The sequence below is a fragment of the Microcoleus sp. B3-A4 genome, assembly GCF_036705385.1.
GTDB lineage: Bacteria > Cyanobacteriota > Cyanobacteriia > Cyanobacteriales > Microcoleaceae > Microcoleus.
The window spans coordinates 14,549-39,382 of record NZ_JAUBUI010000035.1; the positions used below are offsets into that span (position 1 = coordinate 14,549).

Consider the following 24,834-nt stretch of genomic DNA (forward strand, 5'->3'; position numbering starts at 1 on the left):
TCTCAATCCCTAGGTTCTGACTGGGTTTTTGTCTTGCCAGACTGCCATAATCAGCGGCATATTGTTGAGAGCGGATATGACAGCAAAGTTTTTGCTGGGTGGAAGCGATGCTTTTTCTTGGCTTTGCAAGATGATGTCCTGTTGGTCAAGCGTAATCCAAGCAGTTCCTGACAAAACTTGAATTTCTCGATGAGTTTGAGGCAATCTGTATACCTCGTTTTCCATCAGAATAATGCGATCCTCTTCGAGGGCTCCGCTAACGGGCGCTGCACATTCGGAAGATATTTGAAGCATAGCATCTCCTACTTGGTTATTGGTAATTGCTAATTGGTAATTGCTGATCGAGGACTGTATTTCACTTCATTTCTACGCAACCCACACACTACTATTGGCAATAACGCCGATCGATCCAAGCGCGCATTTCATCATCCGTCGCCACGCAGGTAGAACGACCAGTCGCCCGATCGCAACCGTGCCACCAAGTGTTACCATAGCGATCGCACGCCTGCCAAATTCTCAGTTCGTCCTCACCAGAAATGAGGTAGAGCCAAAACTGCCTAATTTGATTAATCGCCCAAAAGAGCGGTAGCCCTTTCTGTTTTTCGGATGGTTTAGGTCGAGCGGCTATCGAAACAACTTTCTTTTTTGGGGTATCGATGCGATTTCTGTAAGTAGACATAGCCAACACCTTCAAGCTATAGTTTGCTACAAAAATTGCACCAATAAAATGACACACAACAGCTTAAGAATGCAATATTTCCATCGCAATTACAGCACAATATTGTTGTCGTGCAATTCCTGTAAAAGTCTATCTGTTACCTGATAAATTAACCTTAACTCTGCGACCATTGACAATCAAAGCATTGCTTGCATAGGTTGTATGAATAAAATCGATATATCGAAGCCCTTGTGACAATTTGGGTACTACTGGCACAAATGATATGAACGAAATCAATACGCGGCGGATGAAACTCTCTCAGATTCAAGCTTTGATAGCTGTAGCAGACTGTGAAAACTTTAGCGAGGCGGCCTTGCAATTGGAACTGTCCCAATCCGCCGTCAGCCACGCCATCGCCTCTTTAGAAACAGAATTGGGAGTGCAATTGTTCCACCGAGGGCGACACGGTGCTCAACTGACGCCAGTCGGGGAAAGGGTGCTGCTTCACGGGCGTCAAATAGCCTGCGCCTTAGAAATGATGGTGAAAGAAGCGGATTTAGAAAAAGGTTTGCAGGGAGGCCAGGTACGGATAGTTACTTTTCGGAGTGTCGCAACTCATATCCTACCGGGTATTATTGCTAAATTTCGCAGTTGCTTTCCCAAGATTGCCGTCAGCATTACCGAAGTTTATTATACCCAAGCTGTGGAAGAGGCTTTGCGATCGGGCAAAGCAGACATCGGCTTTGTCTCTCTTCCCATCTCGGATGAATTTGAAACTAGAGAAATTTTGCGGGATAAATATGTTGTATTGCTGCCGCCAACTGCCCAATTGTCAAGTGCTAAGATTACCTGGAAAGAATTAGCGGCTTATCCGTTGATTTTGCAGCCGGTAGAAAATGCTTGTTCTGTACCGCTGCGAAAATATTTGACTACTTCGGGGTTTCCCTTAAATATCGCTTACGAACTCAGCGAAGATTCAACTATTGTCAGTATGGTGATGCAAGGTTTGGGTACAGCAATTCTTCCCCGTTTGGCCGCAGAACCGATACCTGCTTCGGTGAAAGTTTGCAGTTTGCCTGCGGATTTTGAGAGGGTAATTGGGGTAGCTGTTTTGAGGGATGCGCTGTTAGTTCCGGCAGTGTTTGCATTTTTGGATGTAGTTAAAAGTGCGATAGAGGTTGATAGTGAGGGCGAGTTTGCGATTAATCCTTCATGAGAAACCTAAGTCAGTTGTTATTGGTTATTGGTTAGATTTGGATTTTGTTACCGCAGATATCAGCAGATGAACGCGGATGGGATTGTATCTGCGTTTATCTGCTGTTGAAAAAAATCGCATAACCAATAGTGCGATCGCTTATTTACTGCTAATGCGCTTAGCCACAAGACTAGAACTATCGCCTTGGTGGAATTTGATTCGACCGTCTACCGAATTTTTATCCTTTAATTTGAGCCAACCGCTACCAAATGCAGGATCGTTCTCATCATTACCGTCCCATGTAAACTCAAATCGCTGATCCTTTCCATCTTTTACGACTTCGCCGTCAATTTCACCTGAGACTAAACCGAATTGAAATTCTCCTGAACCTGTTTGATCAATCTCGATATACGCTTCAACCTCCATGTCCAAGTAATCACTATCCCACATTCCCATCTCTGTGATCCGCCATTTACCGCTATATTGCATTCCTTTCATCCTCCACTTGTATTAATATTCGTCATCTCTCTCACCCAGTTGCGGAAATTCACCTCGGCTTCTACCTCATCTAGCTGCGCTGCTGCCAAAAATTCGTATAGCTTGGACTTGGGAAGTATCGTAAAAGTGGGGCTGACCGATACTTCCGAATACTCATCGTTCTCTAGCTTATAAATTCGCCATTCTCTACCATTGTAACGCCAAAATTCCGGTACTCCCATACTGGCATAGAGAGCAGGCTTGTTAATATCAGTATGGGTGATATCTATTTCTACTACTAAATCGGGTGGCGGATCAGTGGCTAAATCTACTGTACGACCGACTACGAGGGGCTGATTTTGGATGTAATAGGCATTGTCTGGTTCTGCACCGCGCTCTAAGTCCGATCGCTCTAAGGTTGTCGAACCCATTGTTTTGATTTTTAAACCTAGCTCTACTACCAAAATCCGAATCAAAAGTTCGATTAAGCGTGCTGAAAATTCGTGTTCTTCTAAAGGCATGGTAATTTCTAAAATCCCTCGGTCGAATATCAATGTAGCTGCTCGTTTATCGCCCAAAATCTGTAGCAGTTGTTGATAACCCTGCCAAGTAATATTTCTAAACACCACTCGCTGTTCGCCTATGGGTAACGGTGGTGCGATCGGCGCAAGAGAAATCATATTTTTTACTTCCAGCTATGAGATTTCTAAGATAACATAAGGAACAGGCATATTGCCTGTTCCACAACTAACCAATTATTGATTGTGGAACGAACAGGCAAGATGCCTGTTTCACAACTAACCAATTATTGATTGTGGAATAGGCCCCAGAACCCGTGCAAAGGAACAGGCAAGATGCCTCTTCCACAATTAATAAAATTATGGATTGTGGAACGGGCAAGATGCCCGTTCTTAAAAATAGTCAACAACTTCTATTTACTCTGATCGGTTCTCTGCCGCAAAATAAATTCAGCTAGTGCTAAATCTACGGGGGTTGTGACTTTCAAATTCGTCTCTTCTCCCTCCACAATTCGCACTGGTAAACCGCATTTTTCAAACAAAGCCGCATCGTCGGTAACTTCCCAACCTTTCTCTCGCCCTTCTTCGTGACACTGCTTTAACAATTTAACTTCAAATCCTTGGGGAGTCTGGGCTGCCCACAAATTGCTTCTGTCTGGGGTGTCTCGCACGATCCGACGCTCATCTACGACCTTAATCGTATCCTTGACCGGGACGGCGACAATCAAGCCCGGACAGCTCAAGAGGGCCTCGGCGGATCGATCGAACAATTCAGCAGTTGCCAAACACCTGGCGCCGTCGTGAATCAACACTCGATCGGCATTGGGTGGCAAAGCCTGCAAACCGTTGTAAACTGACTCTTGGCGGGTGGCGCCTCCTTGAATGAGTTCCACGGGCTTAACCAAAGATAAATCGCTCAGAATTGCCTTAAAATCAGGAAAATCGTCTGGCTGGCCCATGATGCCAATCCAGCTAATGTGCTGCGAAGCTTCAGCAGCAGCCAAAGTCCAACTCAGCAAAGGTTTTCTCAGCAAAGTCAGCAGCAGTTTGTTCCGCTGACTCCCCATCCGTCGCCCCGAACCTGCTGCAGGAATTAATAAGTGCATTTACTAACCGTTTTTAACCCAACTAGATATATATAATAAGAGCGTCCTGTACTTTTGAGTCAGTTGTTTAGCTGTCAGCCAGTAGCTTTTAAGGTCTAGAAATACTATAAGCTGATAGTTGAGAGCCGATCTCTGAGAGCTACCTCGATCAATAATAGCCCGATCGTTTATGATGCGAATACTAGCACTTGTCCCTGGCGGGATTGGCGACCAAATTTTATTTTTCCCCACTCTTGATGACCTCAAGCAGTCTTATCCCGACGCGCAAATTGATGTCATTGTCGAACCGAGGGCAAAGGGTGCTTACCGAGTCTGCAAATCCGTCAAAGAAGTCTTGACGTACAATTTCAAAGACCGCAACGCTATGGCAGATTTGGGCAATTTACTGGGCGTAATTCGCGATCGCGAATACGAAGCAGTGATTTCCCTCGGCCAGCGGTGGACTGTAGGGCTGCTGCTGTGGCTGACCGGGATTCCGCAGAGAGTTGGCTATTCGGGAACCAACGGTGCTCGATTTCTCACTGCTGCTGTACCGCTGAAAACTGAACAGTACGCCGCTTCAATGTACCACGATTTGCTGCAAGGATTTAACATTACAAATCCTTGTCCGGCGATCGCAATTAATGTACCAAAACAGGACATTCAGTGGGCGGAAGCCGAACAACAGCGGTTGGGCGTAAAAGAAAGCGGTTACATTTTGATTCACGGCGGTTCGAGTCAATTAGCTGTGTCTAAAGGTATTGACAAAATTTACCCTACAGACAACTGGAAGCAAATCATCGAAGACTGTCAGCAGCGGCAGCCGAATTTGCCCGTTGTTGTTGTGAAAGGCCCCGAAGATGCAGAGTTCGTGACAAAGTTAGTCGAGTTATGTCCCAATGTAAAAGTTATCTCGCCGGATGATGTTGGCAAGTTGGCGGCGACTATTGCTGCTGCTAATTTGATGATATGTACTGACAGTGCGCCGATGCACTTAGCTGTGGCGGTTCAAACTTATACTATAGCTTTGTTCGGCCCGACTGAACCGGCGAAATTGTTGCCAAAGAGCGATCGATTTTTGGGCATTAAATCTCCTACTGGCAAAATGGCAGACATCTCTCCTCAAGATGTTTTGAAGAAGGTTTGGGGCGGCTAAGAACAAAAGTTCGCAGTAAGGACTTTTAGCTGGTTCCCAGGCTCTCCCTGGGAACCCATATCTAGAGGCTCTGCCTCGCTTATGGGGGCTTCACAGGAGGCAGAGCCTGGGGACGAGGAATCATTTTCCGTAATTCCTCTTTCGTTCTTCGTTTTTCCACAAGCTCCATCATCTGCTGTAATTCCTTCTTCTTTTGGTTGGCAAACCGAGTGGCGGCAACAGTTGTTACTCCTCCCGCGGTAGTAGTGATAGCACCTTCCTGAACTTTATTAGAATAAACAAGTCCCACACCTACGAAAGCAAGAATTGCCGATGTACCGATGACGGTAAGGGCGACATTGTAGCTTTGGCGAACTTGTCGCAGCAATTCTTCCAGTATTTCTTCTGCAATGTCGCTATAATCTTCATCAGGGTGCGATTTGCTGGATAAGTTAGATTTCATTTAACAGACCTCTTTGGTTTATCAATAATTGTTTTGTGTCCTGACAAAATCATGACATCAATTTCATTTACTGCGGTTTATCACAGGTATATAATTAGGTATATGAGAGGTCGGTTTAATCAAAGTATAGTCAAGGTCTAATCAAAGTAGAAAAAGCATTCCCAGATTTGGTAGAAGGTTTGAATTTGATAATTTGATTGACAGATTTGTTTACTTAATTTACAATTAAAACTTAAAACTTGGGTTAACTTAGATGGATTGGAAGGAATTTATTGAAGGTGAATCTTGGAGACATGGGTTATCTAAGGAACAAATGGAAACATTATTAGAAACATTATGCTCTTCTACAGATGCACACACAAGTCAGCAAAAAATTGCCGATAAATTCAATATATCAGTACCTACTGTAAAACAACGGATGGGAGAGGTTTACAAGGGATTTGAAAGAACCTTTCCTGAACTTGGTAAACAAAAAGGCGCAGGTAAGTTGAGGCTTTTGTATAAAAAATTAAGAGAGAACTATAGTCAAATATCCCAACCAGTAGTTACTCCTCAACCTTCTAACTCATCTCCCTATCCAGAAGAATTTATATCGTTAATAAAAAACAACAATAAGACTTTTTGTGGCCGCCGATTTGTTTTTGAAGCTTTTGAGCAATTTATCAGCACCAATGAAAAAGGTTACTTTGTCTTAGTCGGGTATGCAGGAATGGGCAAAACCTCTCTTGTTGCCAAGTATGTTTATGATCATCCAGAGGTAATTTCTTACTTTTTTACCAGGGATTATCAAAATAAACCAGAGCAATTTTTAAACTGTATTCGCCGACAACTTATTGACCGTTATGATTTGGATAACTCAGAAGAAGATAATCTACCTGCCTTGTTGTCTAAAATTACAAACAACACGAAATTTAGTGGACGATTAGTCATTGTTGTTGACGATCTTGATGAAGTTGACCAAGGCAAAGTAGGGGGAAGAAATATTTTATATTTACCTAAAACTTTACCTGATGGAGTTTATTTTTTCCTAACAAGACAACCTTCTAATCTTAAGACAGATTATTATAATCTTAATAAAGATTATTTAAATACCGACTTAGGTACTCCAGTATATCAATTTAATTTGACTGATCAACGTCATATTGAACTTCACTATAAAGATATGACTGATTACCTGTCATATCCTAATGCTCAACAGAATCAATTGAATAGCAAAATCAATCATTGGATGAAGAATCACAATATCAGCAGAGAAACAATTATTGAAAGGATAGCTAAAAAAAGTGAAAACAACTTTAGATGTCTCAACTATTTAATACAAGATATTCTGGATGATTTTTATCAGGAGCCAATTTTCAATAAGTTAACGCCTGCACTGAGTAGGTATTATCAAACCCATTGGGAGGGTATGGAAATACAGGAACATGAACATAAATTAAGAAGGCAAGTTCTGTTATATATATTAGTTTATAAGAAGGGCTGTCAGATTCCTATTGATCAACTCGATGTAATTGCTGGTGAAGAGAAATGTGATATTGAAGATGTTTTGCGTGATTGGCTTAAGTATTTGAGACAAGAAACAAAATTCGGTAAAAACTATTATACTATCTACCATAGTAATTTCATTGAATTTATACAATCTCAAAATACAATGGAATCAAACCGACCTATCTTTCAAACAATAAACCAGAGAATAAAGGAGTATCTAAGATCACCTTAAAGCAAAACTAAAGTATTTGATTAAACTTAAAAAAGCTAACAACCATACCTAAAAAAATCCTATGCACCAATCCGATAAAGTTCAATCCAGTCAAACTGGAAAAATAAAGCTCAGAGAATCATACCAAAAAGCTGATTTTACCATAGAAAAACTAGCGATTCAAGCTCATGTTTCCCCTGACACAATTAAAAGATTACTCGGCACAAAACAAAATATTAATGGCGTAAACAGATGGCAAGTTACCAAAATAGCGGAAGTTTTAGGAATAGAACCAACAGATATTGTTGACCCCAAAGATTGGTATGCCAAAAATTCGCTGCCGCCAGAGTTTGAATCACTTATAGCAGAAAAAAATCAATCCTTTTGCGGCCGCCAATTTGTTTTTGATGCTTTTCAGCAATTTATCAATGAAAATCCTTGCGGTTATTTTACAATCATCGGCGATGCGGGAATGGGCAAAACTTCGATCGTTGCCAAGTACGTCTCTGAACATCAATCTCCCTGCTACTTTAATATTCTTGTCGAAGGTCGTAACAGACCAGAATTGTTTTTGAAGAGCATTCGTCAGCAATTAATTGACCGCTATCAATTGCAAAATTTAGCAGATGCAGATTTACCAACTTTACTGGTAAACGTGGTGGACAAACTCACTACTGGCGAACGTTTGGTAATTGCGATTGATGCACTCGATGAAGTTGAACAAGAAGCAGGACAAAATCTTTTACACTTACCCACAACTCTGCCAAATCGGGTTTATTTCTTGCTAACGAGGCGACCCTATAACCTCAGCCATAAGCGGTTGTCTGTATCTCCTGGAGTTCCTGTAAAAGACTTATATTTAAGAGAAGGCGATATCAAAGAATATATTCGCTTTGCTCTTAATACCGATTCTGACGATAACAATGGACTGAGAAACTGGATTCAAACCCGCAGCATTCCCGATACAACTTTTGTCGAGCAAATGGCAGACAAAAGCGAAAATAATTTTATGTATTTGCGCTATGTTTTGCCAGCAATTGCTAAGGGCGATTACAATGACTTAAGTTTAAAGCAATTGCCAGACGGGCTGCAAGAGTATTATCAAAACCACTGGGTGCGGATGGGAATGGAAGCTAAGCCAGGGCAATTGATGGAGATTATCTTGTATATTTTACTAGAGTTTGGTACTCCGATCACCTGCGAGATGATTGCTGGAATTGCCGAGGTGGATGAATGCGATGTGAAACAGGTTTTAGAAGATGAATTTGTTGAGTATTTGAGAAAGCAGAATGTAGACGGACAAATCTGCTACAGTATTTATCATGGTAGTTTTCTTGAGTTTCTGAAATCCAAACAGAAGATGGATTCAAAGCGAAAGATTTTTAAGGAAATAAATCAACGGATTGCTGACTATTTAGAACAGGCAATGACATAAAATGGGAAAATTTGCGGACAAGTTGGCGACATAAAAAACTTCCGAGCAACTTATTTATCTGGACAGCTTTCGGACGATCGCGATCGCGAATCCACATTAATTTATGTTAAAGCCTAACACAACCTTGATTAAAGTCAGCTACCATAAACACAGAAACACGGTAAGCTCGAAGCCATGTACAGAGCAATCAAAGTTAGAATCTATCCCACGGCGGAGCAAGAATCCTATCTAGCTCAATGTTTTGGTAATACTAGATGGTTGTGGAATTATATGCTTAATGCCACAACTACTACCTATAAAGAAACAGGGAAAGGTCTATCTAAGGCTGCAATGGACAAACTTCTACCTGGATTGAAAAAAGAATACGAGTGGTTAGGGCTGGCTTATAGCCAAGTTCTACAACGGGTAACATTTAATTTGTCTAGGGCCTTCGTCAATTTCTTTGAATTCCGGGCAAAATATCCAACTTTCAAATCCAAGTATGGTAAGCAATCAATTCAATATCCTCAAAATGTGAAATTGATGGTAGAGAATTCTACTATTAAATTTCCTGGCAGTTTGGGTATCGTCAAAGCCGTATTTCATAGAGACCTACCATTCGTAAAATTCACGACTGTTTCGGTGTCTAAAAATACCGAGGGCAAATACTATGCCTCCATTCTTTTCAACCAAGAAGATAGACCTGTAACTGCGATCGTAGAAGCAATTGGTATTGATCTTGGCTTAAAAAACTTTGCCATAACTTCAGATGGGTCAAAATATGACTTGCCTAAAAAACAGTTAGCAAAACTAGAAAAAAACCGAAAACGCAAGCAACAGAAATTAGCAAGAAAGAAAAATAAAGCTTCACAAAAGCGTCAAAAAGCTAAAGGTTTAGTGGCCAACGTATCTAGTAAGATTGCTAGAGTGAGACAGGATTTTCTACATAAGCTATCTCGCAAGATAGCCTACGAAAACCAAGTGATTTGTGTAGAAGATTTAGCAGTAAAAAACCTGGTCAAGAATCACAAGCTTGCTAAAGTTATTAGTGACCAAGGTTGGGGAATGTTCCTGACAATGCTTAAATATAAAGCCGAGCAATTCGGACATACATATCAAGAAATAGGACGTTTTTTTCCTTCTTCTCAATTATGTAGTGAAACTTTGTTGCCGATACCCGCATTACAAAAAGGATGTGATTCTTTGGGTGTCAGGTTTGTAGATTGTCCCCACTGCTTAAAACAACATGACCGCGATATTAATGCGGCAATAAATATCAGAAATGAAGGTTTGCGATTATTGGCGTTAGGAACTAGCGCTACTGCCCTTGGAGGGGATGTAAGACCAAAACTATCAGGAGGTAAAAAATCTCTGATAGTCGAGGCAATCCCTGATGAATTGGGAAGCCTACACTGTAGCGTCAGCGGGCGTGTAGGTAGTTCACTCTCAAAGGTCACAGCAAGTCGGTAAAAGCAGTCGCCGTCACTGCGGATGGCAAGCGGGCGATTTCTGGTTCAGATGACAATACCCTCAAAGTCTGGGATTTGTTGAGTGGAAATGTGATTGCCAGTTTCACGGGTGAAAGCTCGATCGCCTCTTGCGCTATTATTGCACCCGATGGAGTCACAATTGTCGCAGGCGACGCATCCGGCCGCGTATATTTCCTGCGGCTAGAAGAGATGGAGGAACTAACGAATTCCTCACCTCTGTCAACTCCCATCTCTACCGATTCTTACCCAAAAGAATTTCAGCAACTCCTGCGAGAAAAAAACGAGAATTTTGCAGGGCGCAAGTTTGTTTTTTCTGCCATTTCCGACTTTCTGGACTCCCACAGCCGCGGTTATTTCACAATTGTCGGCACTCCCGGCTGCGGCAAAAGTTCCATCCTCGCCCAATATGTCAGGGCCCATCCTCGCAGTATCTATTACAACGCTGCAGTTGAGGGCAAAAATCGAGCTGAAGATTTTCTCGCTTCAGTCTGCACTCAACTGATTGACAAATACCTTGCCGCCAATGGGGAAACATCCGAAATCCTCAATCTCCGATCTCAACTTCAAAATCTCGAATCCGATGATGGGAGTTGGTTTCTGTCTTTGTTGCTTCAGCAAATTAGCGATAAATTAAACGATCGCCAAAAGTTGATAATAGTCATTGATTCTGTAGACGCGATCGCCCGCACCAGTCAGCCCCCCAGCACAAATCGGGAGCATAACACTTATGCCATAAGTACAAATACTCAGGAATACCTTACCCCTCATTAGTCCATAATTAAATATGTTTACCACTCTCGCAAAATTATGAATCCAGAGAAACAAAGAAAGCTCCAAGAATACACCAGAGCAATTGCTGAGATTTTATATACAGAAGCTGAATCTGAACAACAGTTGACGCTGGAAAGTATAGAAAAAACTATTCAGACACAGCTTCAGCAGTATGTTAGTCCCGAAATTGCCGCTTTTTTTTTAAGCAATCAACAGGAACAACTTCTGGCAGAACCAGAAAACTTACCAGTACATTAGGGATACTAAAAATCAGTGAAAAACAAGCTAAAATACTCGGAGTTAAGCCCTGCACAAGAATTAGTCCACATTTGGAACAATGTTGTCTGAGATTAAGTGCCAATATGTCATACGAGCAAACGGCAGTAGATTTAGAATACATCACCGGTGTCCAAACCAATGCCATGTCACAACAGAGATTAGTCCATCGGCAAGAGTTTCAGTTGCCGATAGTCACAGAACTAATTGAAGAATTATGTGTAGATGGAGGAAAAGTTAGATTAAGAACTGCACAGGGACTAGAATGTATCTACAAAGACTATAAAGCAATGCACACTAACAGGGGATTAATCGCGGTTTATCAAGATAACATTGGGCTGATTAATTGGGTCAACAGTCAACCCATCGCGTCAATTGTAACCTGTCGCTTGAGATGGACATGATGGAATTTGGAATATTATCGCTTTAGTTGCCCCAAATCGACAACGCCGAGAAATCCTTGACTGGTATCATCTGATTGAAAATCTGAATAAGGTTGGCGGTTCACAACGAAGAATCAATGAAGCCAAAGCTTATTTATGGATGGGACAGGTAGAAAAAGCGAAACAACTTTTTGCAAATCTGACAAAAAAAGCCGCACATAATTTCTGCGTATATCTCAACAAACACCGAACACGCATCGTTAATTACCACTATTATCAGTCAAATAAGATTTGTTCGATTGGCTCGGGTGCTGTGGAATCAGCAATCAAACAAATTGGTCGTCGTATCAAAATTTCTGGCGCACAATGGAATGAGCAAAATGTCCCGCAAGTCTTGGCTCATCGAGTAGCTTACTTAAATGGAATGATTGGTGTCAATCTCAAAGCCGCAGCTTAAATTATCATCAGTATTTATACTGAGCGCATAACTGTTATGCTCCCGCACAAATCTGTTTTATCTGCCGAGATATTTGGGCGATCGTACTTATTTTATCCTCGCCCGCCGCCCGTTTTTGAGAGAGAAATCCGGTTTGTTAATTGAAACGCCCTCTCAAACTCTCGATTTAAGAGATTATCCCGCCCAAAATCGGGAGGATGCCCTGAACTACATTCAGCAATACCTATCAACCGCACCGGATTTAACTCAACCCGAATTCGGCCAACAACTCGCCACTGTCAGCGAAAACAATTTCATGTATCTGAGTCAAATGTTAAGGGCGATCGCCGAGAATTCACACCCCGATGCTAATCTGGGAGAGTCCTCACTTCCCTCTGAACTTCCTCCCGGTTTAGCAGCGTATTATCAAAACCACTGGCTGCGGATGACAGGTGATGGCTTATCGGCGATCGACTTGTCTGTGCTGAATGTTTTGGTACAATCAACAACAGGTTTGTCTGTAAGTGCGATATCCAATATAATTGATCGGGATGAATACGATGTTGAAAAAGTGTTAGACAATTGGATCGAGTTCTTAAATAAACAAGAAATTGGAGGAGAAATTTGCTATAGTTTGTATCATAATAGTTTCCGCGAATGGCTAGGAAAACATTCTATTTTAGAATGACGCTCGTACCTAAATTTTCGCTGTGCCAGCCTATAGTCTTCCTTGTCCAGTCTTCCCGATCCCCCCTTAATAAGGGGGGGACAAGAGTAGTCAAAGTCCCAAGCGGAAAAAGAGGAGGACGGGAACACTCAAAGTCCCCCTTCTTAAGGGGGATTTAGGGGGATCTAGACTCGACTATAAACGATAGATACAAAGGTTTTTAGGCTTAAGTTAACACCAACGAACACTGCCGCATCCTCACCCTAAACCCAATTTTCAAGCAACAATACAACAATGAAACGAGCAGTATTTCTTGACAGAGATGGCGTCCTCAATATCGAAGCCGGTTACATTCACAAAGTAGAAGATTTGCATTTAATCCCCGGAGTCGCCCAAGCTGTACGCCGTTTAAATGACAAAGAAATATTTTGCTGTTTGGTTTCCAATCAATCGGGCCCGGCGAGAGGTTATTATCCAGTTAGCCACGTAGAAGCTTTGCACAAACGCCTTTGTCAGCTATTAGAAAATGAAGCAGGAGCCAAGTTAGATGCTCTTTATTACTGTCCTTATTTAAGCGCAGCCGAAGGCGGAACCAACCCAGAATTCACGCGGTATACAACGTGGCGAAAACCAAATACGGGGATGTTGGTAGCGGCCGCTTGGGAACAGAATTTAGATTTGCGAAATAGTTTTATGGTGGGGGATAAAGCCACTGATGTTGATATGGCTCACAATGCCGGCTGTACTGGTATTTTGGTCCAGACTGGTTACGGAGAAAGTGTGTTGAGTGGGGAGTATCAGCACCATACTAAACCGGATTTTATTGCAGCAAATTTAGCCGCGGCGGTGGAGTGGATTTTGCAACACTTTGATTAGTATTTGTAGTGGCATTTAAGTTGTTTCTCGTGGAGTATTACAGGAAAGTGCTACGTAAGGAAGCGCGACTGTAAACGTTGTGCCGATGCCCATTTTGCTTTCGCAGGCGATCGCACCTCCTTGCAATTCCACAGCTTTTTTAACAATTGTTAATCCCAAACCGTTACCTTTAATCTTTCCAGTATTCTTGCATCGGTAAAACATTTCAAATATTTTCCCTACTTCGGTTTCCGGGATGCCGATACCTTCGTCTCGGATACGCAGAATTAGTAAGGGGGAGTTAATATTGGTAAAGTATGAATTGGAAAAGAAAGAGTGAGGAGACAAGCAGAAAATAGCTTCTTTGTCTCCTTCGCTTCTTGGACGGCATTCCAATTCCAAGGTGACTTGCCCCCCCTTGGGGGAATACTTGATGGCGTTGACTATTAAGTTAGAAATAATGCCGTGCAGCAATTGTTGATCTAATATTGCACTGGTAACATCGGACGGGATTAATGTTAGTTTGTGTTTGGCTTCATTTCCTAACTGCAATTGATCGAGCAAGTCTTGACAAAATTCGACTAAATTTATCGGTAATGGATTGCATTTGAGTTGGCCTGCTTCTGCTCGACCCATGAACAGCATATCGTCGATTAGCTGGTTCATCTTTTGGGTAGCTGAGTGCATCAGTCGCAAGGTTCTCACTTGGGCTTCGTCACTGCTGCGAGTTCGATCGAGCTTTAGCAGTTCCGCAGAAATTAAAATCGCGTTGAGCGGGTTCCGCAATTCGTGAGCGGCCATTGAAATATACTGGTTTTGGCGGTGCGATTTTTCTTCCACCGACTCTCTGACTGCTTCCGAGGCTTTGAGAGATTCTCGCATCTTGGTTTCGATTTCGTGTCTGTGCAGGGCAATCTCGATCGCCACGCGCAAATCATTTTGTTGAAATGGTTTGATAATATAACCGAATGGGTCTGTAAGTTTCGCTCTTTCCAGCGTTTTATCGTCGGCATAAGCTGTTAAAAATACTGTCGGCACATTCCTATTAATTCGGATTTTCTCTGCCGCTGTTACCCCGTCCATGTCACCTTTAAGCACGATATCCATCAACACTAAATCGGGCGGGGTTTCTATTGCTTTTTGAATAGCTTCTTCTCCTGAAGAAACTGTAGCTGTTACTGCATATCCCAGTTTTTTTAATCGACCTGCTATGTCTTGAGCTACAATAACTTCGTCTTCTACAACCAAAATTTGTATAGGGTTCATTTGTCGTTAAATACGCTGCCGATAATTTAACTCTTGGAAAATTAGAGTGTAGCAGGTTCCACGCTGACTGTCAATGGCAATACTTGCCTCTAATTGGTAAGCCAACATTCTTACTAATCGCAATCCTAATGTTTCAGTATTTTCCACATCAAAATCCGCCGGAAATCCACGACCGTTATCTTGAATAGTTAAATGAAATTGGTGGCAATTTATTTCATGAAAATTAATGGCTATTTCACCACCTAAACTTGAAACAAAGGCATATTTTAGAGAGTTAGAAACCAGTTCGTTAATAATTAATCCGCACGGAATAGCTGTTTCTATGTTTAAATAAATCGGGTCAACTTTGAGATTAAATCGGATTGAAGTATTGCCGCAACCAAAAGATTGATACAAATTAGCAACCAAGTTTTCGACATAGGGGGACAGAGCGATCTGATCGAGATTTTCGGATTGATAAAGTTGCTCGTGAATCAGAGCCATCGAATGGATGCGGGTCTGGCTTTCTTCAAATAAAGTTAGCGTCGCTTCGTCTTCAATATATTGAGCTTGAAGTTGCAGCAGGCTGGAAATTACCTGCATATTATTTTTGACTCGGTGGTGAATTTCTTTGAGCAATACTTCTTTTTCGCGGAGTGCTGCTTGGATGCGGGCCTCGGTAAATTTGCGATCGCTTATATCTTCAGCAATACCCGCGATGCGGTAAATTTTGCCCGATTCGTCGTAAATGGGAAAAGCTCGATCGCACACCCAGCGAGTTGTGCCGTCTGGCAAAAAAATCCGATATTCGGTATTGGTGGAATCGCCCTGCAACACTCGCCCCATTGCCTCTTCCAACAGGAGTTTATCTTCTGGATGCACCCACTCCATCATTTTTAAGGGATCAGCATAGAGTTCTTCGCGACTGCGCCCCCAGATTTGTTCGTAAGCTGGACTCAGATACAATAAATCGGTGAATCCTGCAGACATTAGCCAGACGGAATCTTGAATATTTTCTGCTAACTGGCGGAAGCGTTCTTCATTTTCACGGATGGTTTTTTCTGCCTGTTTGTGTGCGGTAATATCTACTGCAATGCCCACGATGCGGTAAACTTTACCAGAGGGATTTATAATCGGAAAAGCCCGATCTCGAATCCAGCGGGTTTTGCCGTCCGGCCTAACAATTCGATATTCTATCTCGTCTTCCAACTCAATTTTTCTAGTTAAATTAGCAATAACGCGCTCGCGATCTTCTGGATGGAGGGAATCTGCAAAAAAGCGCCCATTAGCATACAAATCAGCGCAGCTTCTGCCCCAAATCTTTTCGTAACCCGGACTAATATAAATAATTTCCTGGGGTTGAACGTTTACCATCCAAAACACGCTTTCAATGTTTTCTGCTAGCTGTCGGAACCTTTCTTCGCTTTCTTTCAGCGCTGCTTCGGTTTCTTTGCGATCGCTAATATCTTCGGTCACTACTACATTGTAAATTGCCCCGCTCAGTGGTTCTTGGATGAGCGATACTGTAATATTTACCCAAACTACAGTGCCGTCTTTGTGCAGCAAGCGTTTTTCCATTTTAAAACTGTCAATTTCCCCGGCAAATAATTTATTATTTTGTTTTAAATCTGCATCTATATCTTCTGGGTAAGTAACGTCCATCCAAGTTCGCGACAGCAGTTCGCTCGCACTATATCCGACTATCTCGCAGAATTTTTGATTAACTCGCAAATAGCGGCCTGTTTGGTCAGGGTGGGTAATGCCGACTGCCGCTTGTTCGACGGTTGCCCGAAAGCGTTCTTCGCTATCTCTGAGCGTTGCTTCTGCTTTTTTGCGATCGCTAATATCGCGCTGCACGCCAAAATATCCGACGATTCGGCCGTGGGAATCGTAAATGCAAATATAGTCGCCTTCCACCCAAATTATATTTCCGTCAAACTTGCGATTGTCATTTTCGATATGAATTCGGCCTTCATCAAAAAATTGCCTCATTATCTCTCTGCAGCCAGTAAAGTTGTGGGAGAATAAAGAGTCAAGCGTGCGGCCAATAAACTGTTCCCTAATACCTCCGTATTGAGCTATCAAAGCATCATTCGCCTTCGTTACCCGCCCGTTAGCAAACACGTAATCCAAGACTTTTTCTTTGTCAACTGTATCGTCCCAGTGTACGGGTTCGTCCAGCATCACAAAGAAAAAGCCCTCTAAAGATTGAGAAAAAAACAGTTCTAGCTGTTCCTGGCTTTCCCGCAGAGCTTTTTCTGCGCGCCAGCGAGAGAGAATTTCTTCCTGCAATTGATCGTTTGCTGTTTTCAAGTCTTCAGTGCGCTTTTGATATTTAATTTCTAGCTGATTTTTGATTTCTTCCAGCGCTATTTCTGCCTGTTTTTTTTCGGTAATATCTTGAGTAACGAGCATTCCTGCAAAAATTTCTTCCCGGTCATTTTCGACGGGAGCAACTGTTATTAAATAAACGCGATTTCCGTATTTATATTCAAAAGTATTCTCTTTTCCCGCCAAAGCCGCACGATATTTAGTCTCAAAAAGTTGCCAATCTTCAGGTGGGGATACTTCCCACAAGGTTTTGCCTTCCAACAGTTCTTTAGACAAACCAACTGCTGCCAAACCTTGACCGTCAACCAGAGTATAGCGCAAATCGCGATCGAACAATAACACCGAGCCATTTGGATAATGTTTGATGAGAATTCGGTACATTTCCTGGCTTTTTTCCAGAGATGCGATTAACCGAATGCGATCGTCCTCGGTGCTATCAAATTCAGTTACGGAACCCGAAGAGTCTGCATTCTCGACTGCTTTAAGTTGTGCTTCTAATTTCTGGCACAATTCTCTCTGCTGCTGCAAATCCTCTTCAAGTTGCCGAATTTTTGCTTTTTGCTCTGCTACTAATGCTTCGCAGGTTTCCAGAGGTCGATCGATCTTGGTAGGATCAATACACATAATTGCTCTAGGTTTGGCAGTTGCGGACTTGAGCTTTTTCAAGCCCATACTAACAAAGCTCAAGCCTTCACTGCATTAGCCAAAGTTTTTCTTAACTTCTTCCTTCTTCCTTTATTTAGGAACTCCCGCCGTCAAGACTTCATGGCCCTCCAGTGTCACCAAAACATCATCTTCAATTCTCACGCCAATACCGCGCCATTTTTCAGGAACCTCCGGCTGTCCTTCAACAGGCTTAATATAAGGAGAAATATAAATCCCCGGTTCCACAGTCAGCACTTGTCCTGCCTGCAAAACTTGCGGGTTTTCGCCGTACTGATAAACGCCGACATCGTGCACGTCCAGTCCCAGCCAATGACCAGTGCGGTGCATATAAAATGGCTTGTATTTCTCTTCTTTAATTATCTCTTCAATGTCGCCCACCAAAAGTTTTAAATCCATTAAACCTTCCACCAAAACCCGAACTGCTGTTTCGTGAATTTTGCTATAAGGATTTCCGGGATATACTTGACTAATTGCTTGCAATTGTGATTGCAAAACTAAGTCATAAATTATCTGTTGTTCGGCTGTAAATTTGCCGCTAACAGGAAAGGTGCGAGTAATATCGGCGTTGTAGTACCCGCAAGCACAACCGGCATCTATTAGCAACAAATCGTTTTCCTGCATTTGCCGGTTGTTTTCGATGTAGTGGAGGACGCAGGCATTGTAACCTGATGCAACAATTGAAGGGTAAGCGGGAGTGCAGCCATTTAAGCCAAAAGTATGTTCTATTTCAGCTTGAATTTCATATTCGTATTTGCCCGGTTTGGCGAATTCTTGGGCGCGGTTGTGGGCTGCAACTGAGATATTAGCGGCTTTTCGCATTAATGCTAATTCTGTTTCGCTTTTCACCAGCCGCATCGGGTGTAAAATAATGTTGGAATCTTCGATTGCTGTGGGGCCTGTGCCGCGTTTCGGGTAGGTTGCCATCAAGCGCTGCCAGTGATTGAGGACTGTTTGGTCGAAACTACGATCGCGCCCGAAGTGATAGTATATGCGATCGGCCTTTTCTAAATATTTCGGCAATTTTTCCGCAAGTTCGGCAATGGGGAAAGCTTCATCCGCGCCGTACAATTCCTTAGCGCCTTCTACTCCGGCGCGATAACCGTGCCAAGTTTCTTTTTCCAAGTCTTTTGGCTGCACAAACAAAACAAATTTGTGTTCTTCGTGGTGCGGCGCGAGCACTGCTACCGCCGCAGCTTCGTTGAAACCGGTTAAGTAGAAAAAGTCGCTATCTTGTCGGTAGGCATATTCTACATCGTTGTGCATGACGGCAGCGGGGGCGCTGCGAAATATCGCCGTCCCGCTGCCAATTTTTGCCATTAATTGTTCGCGTCTTTGTCGGTATTCGGTGGGGTTTGTCATCCGATTTTAGATTTTAGATTTTAGATTTTAGAGTGAGTGTAATATTAACACTCGGCGGTTGAAATGGCTGCTTGTCCGACTTTCACCCGCAAGCCCAGGGTTGAAGATATAGGCGATCTGTTTTTTTTCTGAGTATACTTATTTATTCTATTGTTCTGCGATCGCCAATTTACAAGTATAGTCAACCAGGCCAGACAAAGATGAGTTGCGATCGACTAAAGTCCATCTCGGATCGAAATTAGACCAATTTTCGCCATCTTCGCTAACTCTAACAGTTCTCAACTGTCGTTGCTTGCAGTCAACTTCCATTTGCGCCAACACTTTATCGTTACTAAACTGTTGAGTTACTAAAATAGTTCTGACTGGATAAGAGGGAGCACCGGGAATATCGGAGTTGCTTAATTCAACGCTGCTGGAGTCGAGACAAATATCTACAAAACATCTTGATTTTTCGGCGCGGGCGCTCAAAGTATTGACACCAACTAAAATAAAAGCTGCTATTAAAAAAAATGACGAATTTTTAGTATGTAGGGCAAATGTAGTATTCATCTGCGTTAATTGGCGTCTAGGGGGGGTTTAATATTATTGACAGTTTAATAAAAAAGTAGGGACGTGGCAATAGTGCCACGTCCCTACTTTTTAAAGACACGGCATTGCCGTGTCCCTAATCTTTAAACAAGTCTTAAAGCTGAGGAACGTATTGTTCTTTTTCAGGAACAAAAGTGTATTCAGAGACGATTAGGCGCAACTCTTCGCCGTCGATCGTTTCTTTTTCGATCAACAAATCGACTAAGCGATCGATCACCGTGCGATTTTCGCGAATAATTCGGCGGGCGTCGTCGTAGCAGTGATCGACAATTGATCGAACTTGTCCGTCAATCCGAGAGGCAATTTCTTCGGAATATTCCGATCGCGCTGTGTAGTCGCGGCCGAGGAAAATTTCGCTTTGCTGAGCTTCCAGGGCGATCGGGCCCAAGGTAGACATCCCGTAGCGAGTCACCATTTGGCGCGCCATGCCGCTGACTTGCTGCAAGTCGTTGCCGGCACCGGTGGTTACTTCGGCATCGCCGAAAACTACTTCTTCGGCTGCGCGACCGCCCAAAGCACCGCTAATCCGGGCTAAAATTTGCGATCGAGAAATCAAACCTTGGTCTTCGCTGGGCATGAACCAAGTCAAGCCGCGGGCCTGTCCGCGAGGAACTAAGGTAACTTTTTGAACTGGATCGTGGGCTTGAATGATTGTACCGACGATCGCGTGGCCGATTTCGTGGTAAGCAATCAAGCGCTTGCTCTTGCTGTCCACCAAAGGAGTGCCTTCCATACCTGCTACCACGCGATCGACTGCATCGTCAACTTCGAGCATCGTAATCGCTTCTTTGCGGCGGCGGGCGGTTAAAATAGCCGCTTCGTTGAGCAAGTTAGCCAAATCAGCGCCGGTAAAACCAGGAGTGCGGCGGGCGATGGCGTCCAAAGAAATTTCCGCAGACAGCTTCTTGTTGCGCGCGTGAACTTCCAAAATTTCCAAGCGGCCTTTAATATCCGGCGTATCTACGGTAACTTGGCGGTCAAAACGTCCCGGACGCAGCAACGCTGAGTCGAGCACGTCGGGGCGGTTGGTGGCAGCAATGATGATAATGCCAGTATTGCCCTCAAAACCGTCCATTTCCGTCAGCAACTGGTTCAGGGTTTGTTCCCGTTCGTCGTTACCGCCACCGATACCGGCGCCGCGCTGGCGGCCGACTGCATCGATTTCATCGATGAAGATAATGCAAGGAGCATTTTCTTTAGCTTTCTTGAACAAGTCCCGAACGCGGGAAGCGCCAACACCGACGAACATTTCGACAAATTCCGAACCGGAGATGCTGAAGAAAGGCACGCCGGCTTCGCCTGCGATCGCTTTTGCCAGCAAGGTTTTACCGGTTCCGGGAGGGCCCACTAGCAGCACGCCTTTGGGAATCTTCGCCCCGACTGCGGTGAAGCGTTCGGGTTTTTTGAGGAATGTCACTACTTCTTGTAGTTCTTCTTTGGCTTCCTCAACGCCTGCTACGTCGTCGAACAGTACGCCTGTTTTAGCTTCCATTTGAAAGCGAGCTTTGGATTTGCCAAAATTCATGGCTTGGCCCGGGCCGCCGGGAACGTTGCCACCGCGGCGGAAGAGGAAAAACAGGCCTCCTACTAACAAGAGGGGAAATACTAAATTGCCTAAAAGTCCCCAGACAGCACCGTCGTTGCGTAGTGGGTGAGTGTCGAAGCTGATTTTGGAGTCTCTGAGCCTAGAAACCAGTTCCGGGGCATTTGAGGGCAAATCTACCCGCCACCGCTGCTCGTGATTGTCCAGTTCGGGATCGACTGCTAGGACAATAGCCGTCCGACCTCCGTCGTAAAGGTCAACGCTGGTCACTCGACCGGCGTTTAAGTAATCTAAGAATCGACCGTAGCTCAGGCGGGTGCTGGCGGTGTTCTTGCTCATTTCTGCCGGGGATGGGGCAAAGGCCCCCTGCCACAAGAAAAAGCCGATGACTAAGGCGGGTAAAGTCCAAAGTAGTATAGTTCGCCAAGAAATTTTCATAAATGCGGATGCCTTGAATTTGGGACAGATCGGGTAAGATCGCGGTGTCGGAGAAGTGCGACAAAAGTTTACACTCAGAATCTTAACTAAATTTAACTTAACAATGCACTCTCAGGCAACAGAGCTTCGAGGACGATCGCTCCAGAAAAAGTTAGGTTAGTTAGGGTAAGGGCGATCGTCCCGAATATAATGTTTGGTGCTGATTTCGATACCGATCTAGGTAGAGTTAGAAGAATCGCCGCAAAACCCACTGTCTTTAAGCGTGGCAGTGTCAAGGGATAAGGCATGATAATGGTGAGGCTCAGTGAGGTAACACATTTCAATGACAACTAGACAGCTTGTTCCTAATTCGGCTATGCTGACCCAGCAGACTAAAGTCGCTTCTAACAAATCGATTATTAGTGCAGATTTGGGTCGGACGGCAACTAAAGCTTGCGTGAGTCGCAACCCGAGTAGCGTTGTTTTCATCCCTGCCAACGTGGCTACTATGCCCGTGGAAAAGGTGCGGGGTGGCAGCTTTGAGTCCAAAGCAACAGACCCTCTGTTGGATATGTGGCTGGAGTACCAGGGCAAGGGGTACGCGATCGGTCAACTGGCTGCGGATTTTGGCGCTAATCTAGGCGGCGCAGATCAGTCGAAAGTAGTAGATGCTTTGGTTAAGGTCTTTTCCTGTGCTGGATATTTCCAGATGAAGGGCGAAATAGCAGTTGTGCTGGGTTTGCCGTTTTATTCGCAGGATCAGTTTGAGAAGGAAAAGGAAGAAATTATCAGCCAACTGCGCTCTCCCCACGTTGTGGTGTACCGGGGCGAGCGGGTGGATATTAATATCAGTCACGTTTGGGTGATGCCCGAAGGGTTCGGCAGCCTGATTTGGTGCGAGGCTCAAGATAACAAGGAGTTTACGCCGGAGTTGCCCGAACTGTCGGTGGCTGTTGTTGATATCGGACACCAAACTACCGATTTGTTAATGGTCGATCGTTTCCGGTTCGCCCGGGCCGCTTCTAAGAGCGATTCCTTCGCAATGAACAAGTTCTACGAACAAGTTGCCTCAAAGATTCCGGGAGCAGACCCTCAATCTCTGTCTTTACTGGAAGCGGTGAATAAACCCGAGGGCCAGCGTTTTTACCGTCCCAGAGGAGCGACTAAGCCGACTAATTTAGATCCGATTATTAAGGATTTGCGGGAGGCTTTCGCTAACGAACTGTCCGAACGTTTGGTGCAGTGGCTGCCGGAACGTGTGACGGATGTGGTTCTGACTGGCGGGGGCGGCGAGTTTTTCTGGGAGGTGTTGCAACCTTTGCTTAAAGACGCCAATCTAAAGGCTCACTTGGCTCAGCCTTCCCGGAAAGCTAATGCTTTGGGACAGTTTATTTATGCTGAGGCTCAGCTAGCCACGATAAAGTAACGCATTAAGGCTTGAACCCTATGGCACTGTGGGCAAAAAATAAGGCGAATTTCTCGGTGGCGTTTACGGAAGATGCTGCGGATCAAACTTTGCTGGCCGCTATTGAAAAAGAGTTGGCTTTCACGAAGTATCAGACTTTCAGCAATCTCTGCAAGCAAGCTTTGTGGCAGTTTTTGTCTGTATCTGAGTCTGCTAGCTCTACACAGAGCTTTCAGCGGTTGGAACAGCGTATTGCTGAACTTGTGGTCAAATTTGCTGAGTTTGAGCACAATGTTTCGGCAGAGGAATTAAGCCGTTTGGAGGGACTGGAACATCACCTGACTCAACTCAGCGCCCAGTTGGATCAATTGCAGGGGAGTGTTAACAGTAAGTTTGCTCAAGTTTCTTTTGCCCAAGTTTCAAAAGTAGTAGAGCCTGGCCCGATTGAGTCTGAGTCTGTGGCGGATGATAATGTAGTGCCTGATGCTGAGGTTGCTCCTCCTCGGAATTCCGATCCTTTGTTGGAGCGTTTAAGTTCTTTGTTACCCCAAGATTTCTAAAATGAGGTAGACCAAGGCTAAAAAGCCTTGAGATGTAATGTTAGTGGCCCGCTCTTGGCAGCCGGTACTCAATCAGAAACAAAGCGATCGCTCTTTTGAAAAAAAAGGGCGATCGCTTTGTTATTTGTCAGTTGTCAGTTGACTGTTGACTGTTGACTGTTGTCTGTTTTCTATGGTTACAAATTACAAATTACCAATTACCCTTATTCGATTAATCCTAACTTGTGTAATCGCGAACGAATGGCACTAGGCTGTCGCTGAAATCTCTGAGCTAATTCGTCAATTTGTTGACCGCTAGCATATTCTTTCTTCAAATTTTCGTCTTCATCCTGGCTCCACTTGACATAAGCTCTGGGATATTTCTGGCGAATTTTCTCATTCTGAGTTTTAGGTCGATAACCATTCTTTTGATCGCCATTCAAACCAGAACCAAACTGTGGGTTAATTTCTCCACCGCGACTAGCTAGCGCCTCTTGCACGCGGTTGGGAATCACAGCAATTTCTTCTGAGAGCTCAGCCAAAGCATTGTCTACTTTTTGCTGAAGTTCTGTTAGCTGCCGCTGCTGCAAGCTCCCCCACTGCGGCAGTTCGTTGATAAACTGCTGCAAGTCCAGAATTATTGTTGTCAAAGTTTCGACTTGTTGCAACTCCGGTCGCTGTTTGAATTGGCGGCTGGTGATTTCAATCTCGCTTTGAATCATTTTAATAGTTTTTTCTAAAATTATTAGTCGCTGGCGCAGGTTCTCAATTGCTGAAATTAGAGAGTGTACATTTTCTCCAGCCCCAACATTGAGATTTTCGCGAGATGTTTGAGCAACAGCTTCGTCTAAAGCATTTACAGCAAGTTGCAATTGCTCGATCGCGCGATCGGTAGTAGCCGCTTGTTGATTTACGCGATCGAACGTTGCGGCCGTACTTGCTTTAACTTGCCCGTGCAGCTTCTGCCGATTCACAAAATTCAACACCAAGGAAATCACTACAGGCACTTGAGCATAAACGCTCTGCCCCCAAACCAAACTAACAGCTAATCCCACAGCAGAGGCAGCAATAAAAACAACTTCAGCAGTTTCTAACCAATTGCTCGACTTGGGATTTTGGATTTTGGTGGGTGAATTGGATGATGACATAGGCTAATACCATTTTAGATTTTAGATTTTAGATTTTAGATTTGGAATGACTGATGAAGCTGGGAGTTTGG

The 24,834-nt window shown here is 43.8% G+C and carries 22 protein-coding genes and 2 pseudogenes; 12 read left to right on the plus strand and 12 right to left on the minus strand.

Features of this window, described 5'->3' with window-relative positions; genetic code table 11:
- Positions 1–9: 9 nt before the first annotated feature.
- Both QUB33_RS15695 and QUB33_RS15700 read right to left on the minus strand, forming a co-directional pair.
- A complete protein-coding gene (locus QUB33_RS15695; RefSeq protein ID WP_333351514.1) occupies positions 10–294 on the minus strand; it encodes a hypothetical protein in 285 nt (94 codons plus the stop codon).
- A 91-nt stretch (positions 295–385) separates the two neighbouring features.
- Positions 386–679: a hypothetical protein gene (locus tag QUB33_RS15700; protein ID WP_333351515.1), complete on the minus strand. Its 294-nt coding sequence runs from the start codon at positions 677–679 to the stop codon at positions 386–388.
- A gap of 262 nt (positions 680–941) precedes the next feature.
- Between QUB33_RS15700 and QUB33_RS15705 the strand changes: the two genes are divergently transcribed.
- Positions 942–1,874: a LysR family transcriptional regulator gene (locus QUB33_RS15705; RefSeq protein ID WP_333351516.1), complete on the plus strand. Its 933-nt coding sequence runs from the start codon at positions 942–944 to the stop codon at positions 1,872–1,874.
- Positions 1,875–2,012: 138 nt separating this feature from the next.
- Here QUB33_RS15705 and QUB33_RS15710 read toward each other — a convergent pair whose 3' ends face one another.
- The 3 genes from QUB33_RS15710 to ispD all read right to left on the minus strand — a co-directional run bounded on the left by QUB33_RS15710 (position 2,013) and on the right by ispD (position 3,954).
- Positions 2,013–2,342: a hypothetical protein gene (locus QUB33_RS15710; RefSeq protein ID WP_333351517.1), complete on the minus strand. Its 330-nt coding sequence runs from the start codon at positions 2,340–2,342 to the stop codon at positions 2,013–2,015.
- 5 nt (positions 2,343–2,347) lie between these two features.
- The gene (locus tag QUB33_RS15715) at positions 2,348–3,010 is read right to left on the minus strand and encodes a Uma2 family endonuclease (protein WP_333351518.1); all 663 of its coding nucleotides are present in this window, start codon (positions 3,008–3,010) and stop codon (positions 2,348–2,350) included.
- A gap of 251 nt (positions 3,011–3,261) precedes the next feature.
- On the minus strand, positions 3,262–3,954 hold the full coding sequence (gene ispD / locus QUB33_RS15720; RefSeq protein WP_333351519.1) for a 2-C-methyl-D-erythritol 4-phosphate cytidylyltransferase: 693 nt from the start codon (positions 3,952–3,954) through the stop codon (positions 3,262–3,264).
- Positions 3,955–4,126: 172 nt separating this feature from the next.
- Here ispD and QUB33_RS15725 point away from each other — a divergent pair, with 172 nt between their 5' ends.
- Positions 4,127–5,089 (plus strand): glycosyltransferase family 9 protein, encoded by a 963-nt coding sequence (locus tag QUB33_RS15725; protein ID WP_333274889.1) that lies wholly within the window; start codon positions 4,127–4,129, stop codon positions 5,087–5,089.
- Positions 5,090–5,168: 79 nt separating this feature from the next.
- On the opposite strand, the gene QUB33_RS15730 is transcribed toward QUB33_RS15725, so the two are convergent.
- The gene (locus QUB33_RS15730) at positions 5,169–5,531 is read right to left on the minus strand and encodes a TRADD-N-associated membrane domain-containing protein (protein WP_333351520.1); all 363 of its coding nucleotides are present in this window, start codon (positions 5,529–5,531) and stop codon (positions 5,169–5,171) included.
- Positions 5,532–5,784: 253 nt separating this feature from the next.
- Here QUB33_RS15730 and QUB33_RS15735 point away from each other — a divergent pair, with 253 nt between their 5' ends.
- The 8 genes and pseudogenes from QUB33_RS15735 (at position 5,785) to QUB33_RS15765 (ending at position 13,543) form a co-directional block, all read left to right on the plus strand.
- Positions 5,785–7,251 carry an ATP-binding protein gene (locus QUB33_RS15735; RefSeq protein ID WP_333351521.1) on the plus strand — a complete coding sequence of 489 codons (1,467 nt, stop codon included), beginning with the start codon at positions 5,785–5,787 and terminating at the stop codon, positions 7,249–7,251.
- Between the two features lie 61 nt (positions 7,252–7,312).
- Positions 7,313–8,665, plus strand: coding sequence for an AAA family ATPase (locus QUB33_RS15740; RefSeq protein WP_333351522.1), 1,353 nt, complete (start codon positions 7,313–7,315; stop codon positions 8,663–8,665).
- A 174-nt stretch (positions 8,666–8,839) separates the two neighbouring features.
- A complete protein-coding gene (locus QUB33_RS15745; RefSeq protein ID WP_333351523.1) occupies positions 8,840–10,114 on the plus strand; it encodes an RNA-guided endonuclease TnpB family protein in 1,275 nt (424 codons plus the stop codon).
- 20 nt (positions 10,115–10,134) lie between these two features.
- Positions 10,135–10,251 (plus strand): annotated as a pseudogene (locus QUB33_RS29680) (WD40 repeat domain-containing protein); the annotation flags it as partial.
- 72 nt (positions 10,252–10,323) lie between these two features.
- Entirely contained in the window at positions 10,324–10,905 is a 582-nt protein-coding gene (locus QUB33_RS15750) for an ATP-binding protein (RefSeq protein ID WP_445299527.1), read from the plus strand.
- Positions 10,906–10,941: 36 nt separating this feature from the next.
- Positions 10,942–12,021 (plus strand): annotated as a pseudogene (locus QUB33_RS15755) (ISKra4 family transposase).
- 73 nt (positions 12,022–12,094) lie between these two features.
- Positions 12,095–12,688, plus strand: coding sequence for a hypothetical protein (locus tag QUB33_RS15760; protein ID WP_333351525.1), 594 nt, complete (start codon positions 12,095–12,097; stop codon positions 12,686–12,688).
- A 273-nt stretch (positions 12,689–12,961) separates the two neighbouring features.
- Positions 12,962–13,543 (plus strand): HAD family hydrolase, encoded by a 582-nt coding sequence (locus tag QUB33_RS15765; RefSeq protein ID WP_333351526.1) that lies wholly within the window; start codon positions 12,962–12,964, stop codon positions 13,541–13,543.
- Positions 13,544–13,558: 15 nt separating this feature from the next.
- Here the strand turns inward: QUB33_RS15765 and QUB33_RS15770 are convergent, their stop codons facing one another.
- The 5 genes from QUB33_RS15770 to ftsH2 form a co-directional block, all read right to left on the minus strand.
- Entirely contained in the window at positions 13,559–14,788 is a 1,230-nt protein-coding gene (locus tag QUB33_RS15770) for an ATP-binding protein (RefSeq protein WP_333351527.1), read from the minus strand.
- 6 nt (positions 14,789–14,794) lie between these two features.
- Complete coding sequence (locus QUB33_RS15775) at positions 14,795–17,722, minus strand: PAS domain S-box protein (RefSeq protein WP_333351528.1); 2,928 nt, start codon at positions 17,720–17,722, stop codon at positions 14,795–14,797.
- Positions 17,723–17,833: 111 nt separating this feature from the next.
- Positions 17,834–19,123, minus strand: a complete 1,290-nt coding sequence (locus QUB33_RS15780) for an aminopeptidase P N-terminal domain-containing protein (protein ID WP_333351529.1) — start codon at positions 19,121–19,123, stop codon at positions 17,834–17,836.
- A 147-nt stretch (positions 19,124–19,270) separates the two neighbouring features.
- Positions 19,271–19,672 (minus strand): hypothetical protein, encoded by a 402-nt coding sequence (locus QUB33_RS15785; protein ID WP_333351530.1) that lies wholly within the window; start codon positions 19,670–19,672, stop codon positions 19,271–19,273.
- 133 nt (positions 19,673–19,805) lie between these two features.
- Entirely contained in the window at positions 19,806–21,692 is a 1,887-nt protein-coding gene (gene ftsH2, locus QUB33_RS15790; protein WP_333078184.1) for an ATP-dependent zinc metalloprotease FtsH2, read from the minus strand.
- Between the two features lie 322 nt (positions 21,693–22,014).
- Here ftsH2 and QUB33_RS15795 point away from each other — a divergent pair, with 322 nt between their 5' ends.
- On the plus strand, positions 22,015–23,097 hold the full coding sequence (locus tag QUB33_RS15795) for a ParM/StbA family protein (RefSeq protein ID WP_333041971.1): 1,083 nt from the start codon (positions 22,015–22,017) through the stop codon (positions 23,095–23,097).
- A 20-nt stretch (positions 23,098–23,117) separates the two neighbouring features.
- Complete coding sequence (locus QUB33_RS15800; protein WP_333351531.1) at positions 23,118–23,636, plus strand: hypothetical protein; 519 nt, start codon at positions 23,118–23,120, stop codon at positions 23,634–23,636.
- Between the two features lie 203 nt (positions 23,637–23,839).
- Here QUB33_RS15800 and QUB33_RS15805 read toward each other — a convergent pair whose 3' ends face one another.
- Positions 23,840–24,763 (minus strand): hypothetical protein, encoded by a 924-nt coding sequence (locus QUB33_RS15805; protein ID WP_333351532.1) that lies wholly within the window; start codon positions 24,761–24,763, stop codon positions 23,840–23,842.
- Positions 24,764–24,834 lie beyond the last annotated feature (71 nt).

Coding starts and splice junctions, on each gene's coding strand:
- QUB33_RS15695 (WP_333351514.1), bottom strand. CDS start 294: ATGCTTCAAATATCTTCCGAATGTGCAGCGCCCGTTAGCGGAGCCCTC.
- QUB33_RS15700 (WP_333351515.1), bottom strand. CDS start 679: ATGTCTACTTACAGAAATCGCATCGATACCCCAAAAAAGAAAGTTGTT.
- QUB33_RS15705 (WP_333351516.1), top strand. CDS start 942: ATGAACGAAATCAATACGCGGCGGATGAAACTCTCTCAGATTCAAGCT.
- QUB33_RS15710 (WP_333351517.1), bottom strand. CDS start 2,342: ATGCAATATAGCGGTAAATGGCGGATCACAGAGATGGGAATGTGGGAT.
- QUB33_RS15715 (WP_333351518.1), bottom strand. CDS start 3,010: ATGATTTCTCTTGCGCCGATCGCACCACCGTTACCCATAGGCGAACAG.
- ispD (WP_333351519.1), bottom strand. CDS start 3,954: ATGCACTTATTAATTCCTGCAGCAGGTTCGGGGCGACGGATGGGGAGT.
- QUB33_RS15725 (WP_333274889.1), top strand. CDS start 4,127: ATGCGAATACTAGCACTTGTCCCTGGCGGGATTGGCGACCAAATTTTA.
- QUB33_RS15730 (WP_333351520.1), bottom strand. CDS start 5,531: ATGAAATCTAACTTATCCAGCAAATCGCACCCTGATGAAGATTATAGC.
- QUB33_RS15735 (WP_333351521.1), top strand. CDS start 5,785: ATGGATTGGAAGGAATTTATTGAAGGTGAATCTTGGAGACATGGGTTA.
- QUB33_RS15740 (WP_333351522.1), top strand. CDS start 7,313: ATGCACCAATCCGATAAAGTTCAATCCAGTCAAACTGGAAAAATAAAG.
- QUB33_RS15745 (WP_333351523.1), top strand. CDS start 8,840: ATGTACAGAGCAATCAAAGTTAGAATCTATCCCACGGCGGAGCAAGAA.
- QUB33_RS15750 (WP_445299527.1), top strand. CDS start 10,324: ATGGAGGAACTAACGAATTCCTCACCTCTGTCAACTCCCATCTCTACC.
- QUB33_RS15765 (WP_333351526.1), top strand. CDS start 12,962: ATGAAACGAGCAGTATTTCTTGACAGAGATGGCGTCCTCAATATCGAA.
- QUB33_RS15770 (WP_333351527.1), bottom strand. CDS start 14,788: ATGAACCCTATACAAATTTTGGTTGTAGAAGACGAAGTTATTGTAGCT.
- QUB33_RS15775 (WP_333351528.1), bottom strand. CDS start 17,722: ATGTGTATTGATCCTACCAAGATCGATCGACCTCTGGAAACCTGCGAA.
- QUB33_RS15780 (WP_333351529.1), bottom strand. CDS start 19,123: ATGACAAACCCCACCGAATACCGACAAAGACGCGAACAATTAATGGCA.
- QUB33_RS15785 (WP_333351530.1), bottom strand. CDS start 19,672: ATGAATACTACATTTGCCCTACATACTAAAAATTCGTCATTTTTTTTA.
- ftsH2 (WP_333078184.1), bottom strand. CDS start 21,692: ATGAAAATTTCTTGGCGAACTATACTACTTTGGACTTTACCCGCCTTA.
- QUB33_RS15795 (WP_333041971.1), top strand. CDS start 22,015: ATGACAACTAGACAGCTTGTTCCTAATTCGGCTATGCTGACCCAGCAG.
- QUB33_RS15800 (WP_333351531.1), top strand. CDS start 23,118: ATGGCACTGTGGGCAAAAAATAAGGCGAATTTCTCGGTGGCGTTTACG.
- QUB33_RS15805 (WP_333351532.1), bottom strand. CDS start 24,763: ATGTCATCATCCAATTCACCCACCAAAATCCAAAATCCCAAGTCGAGC.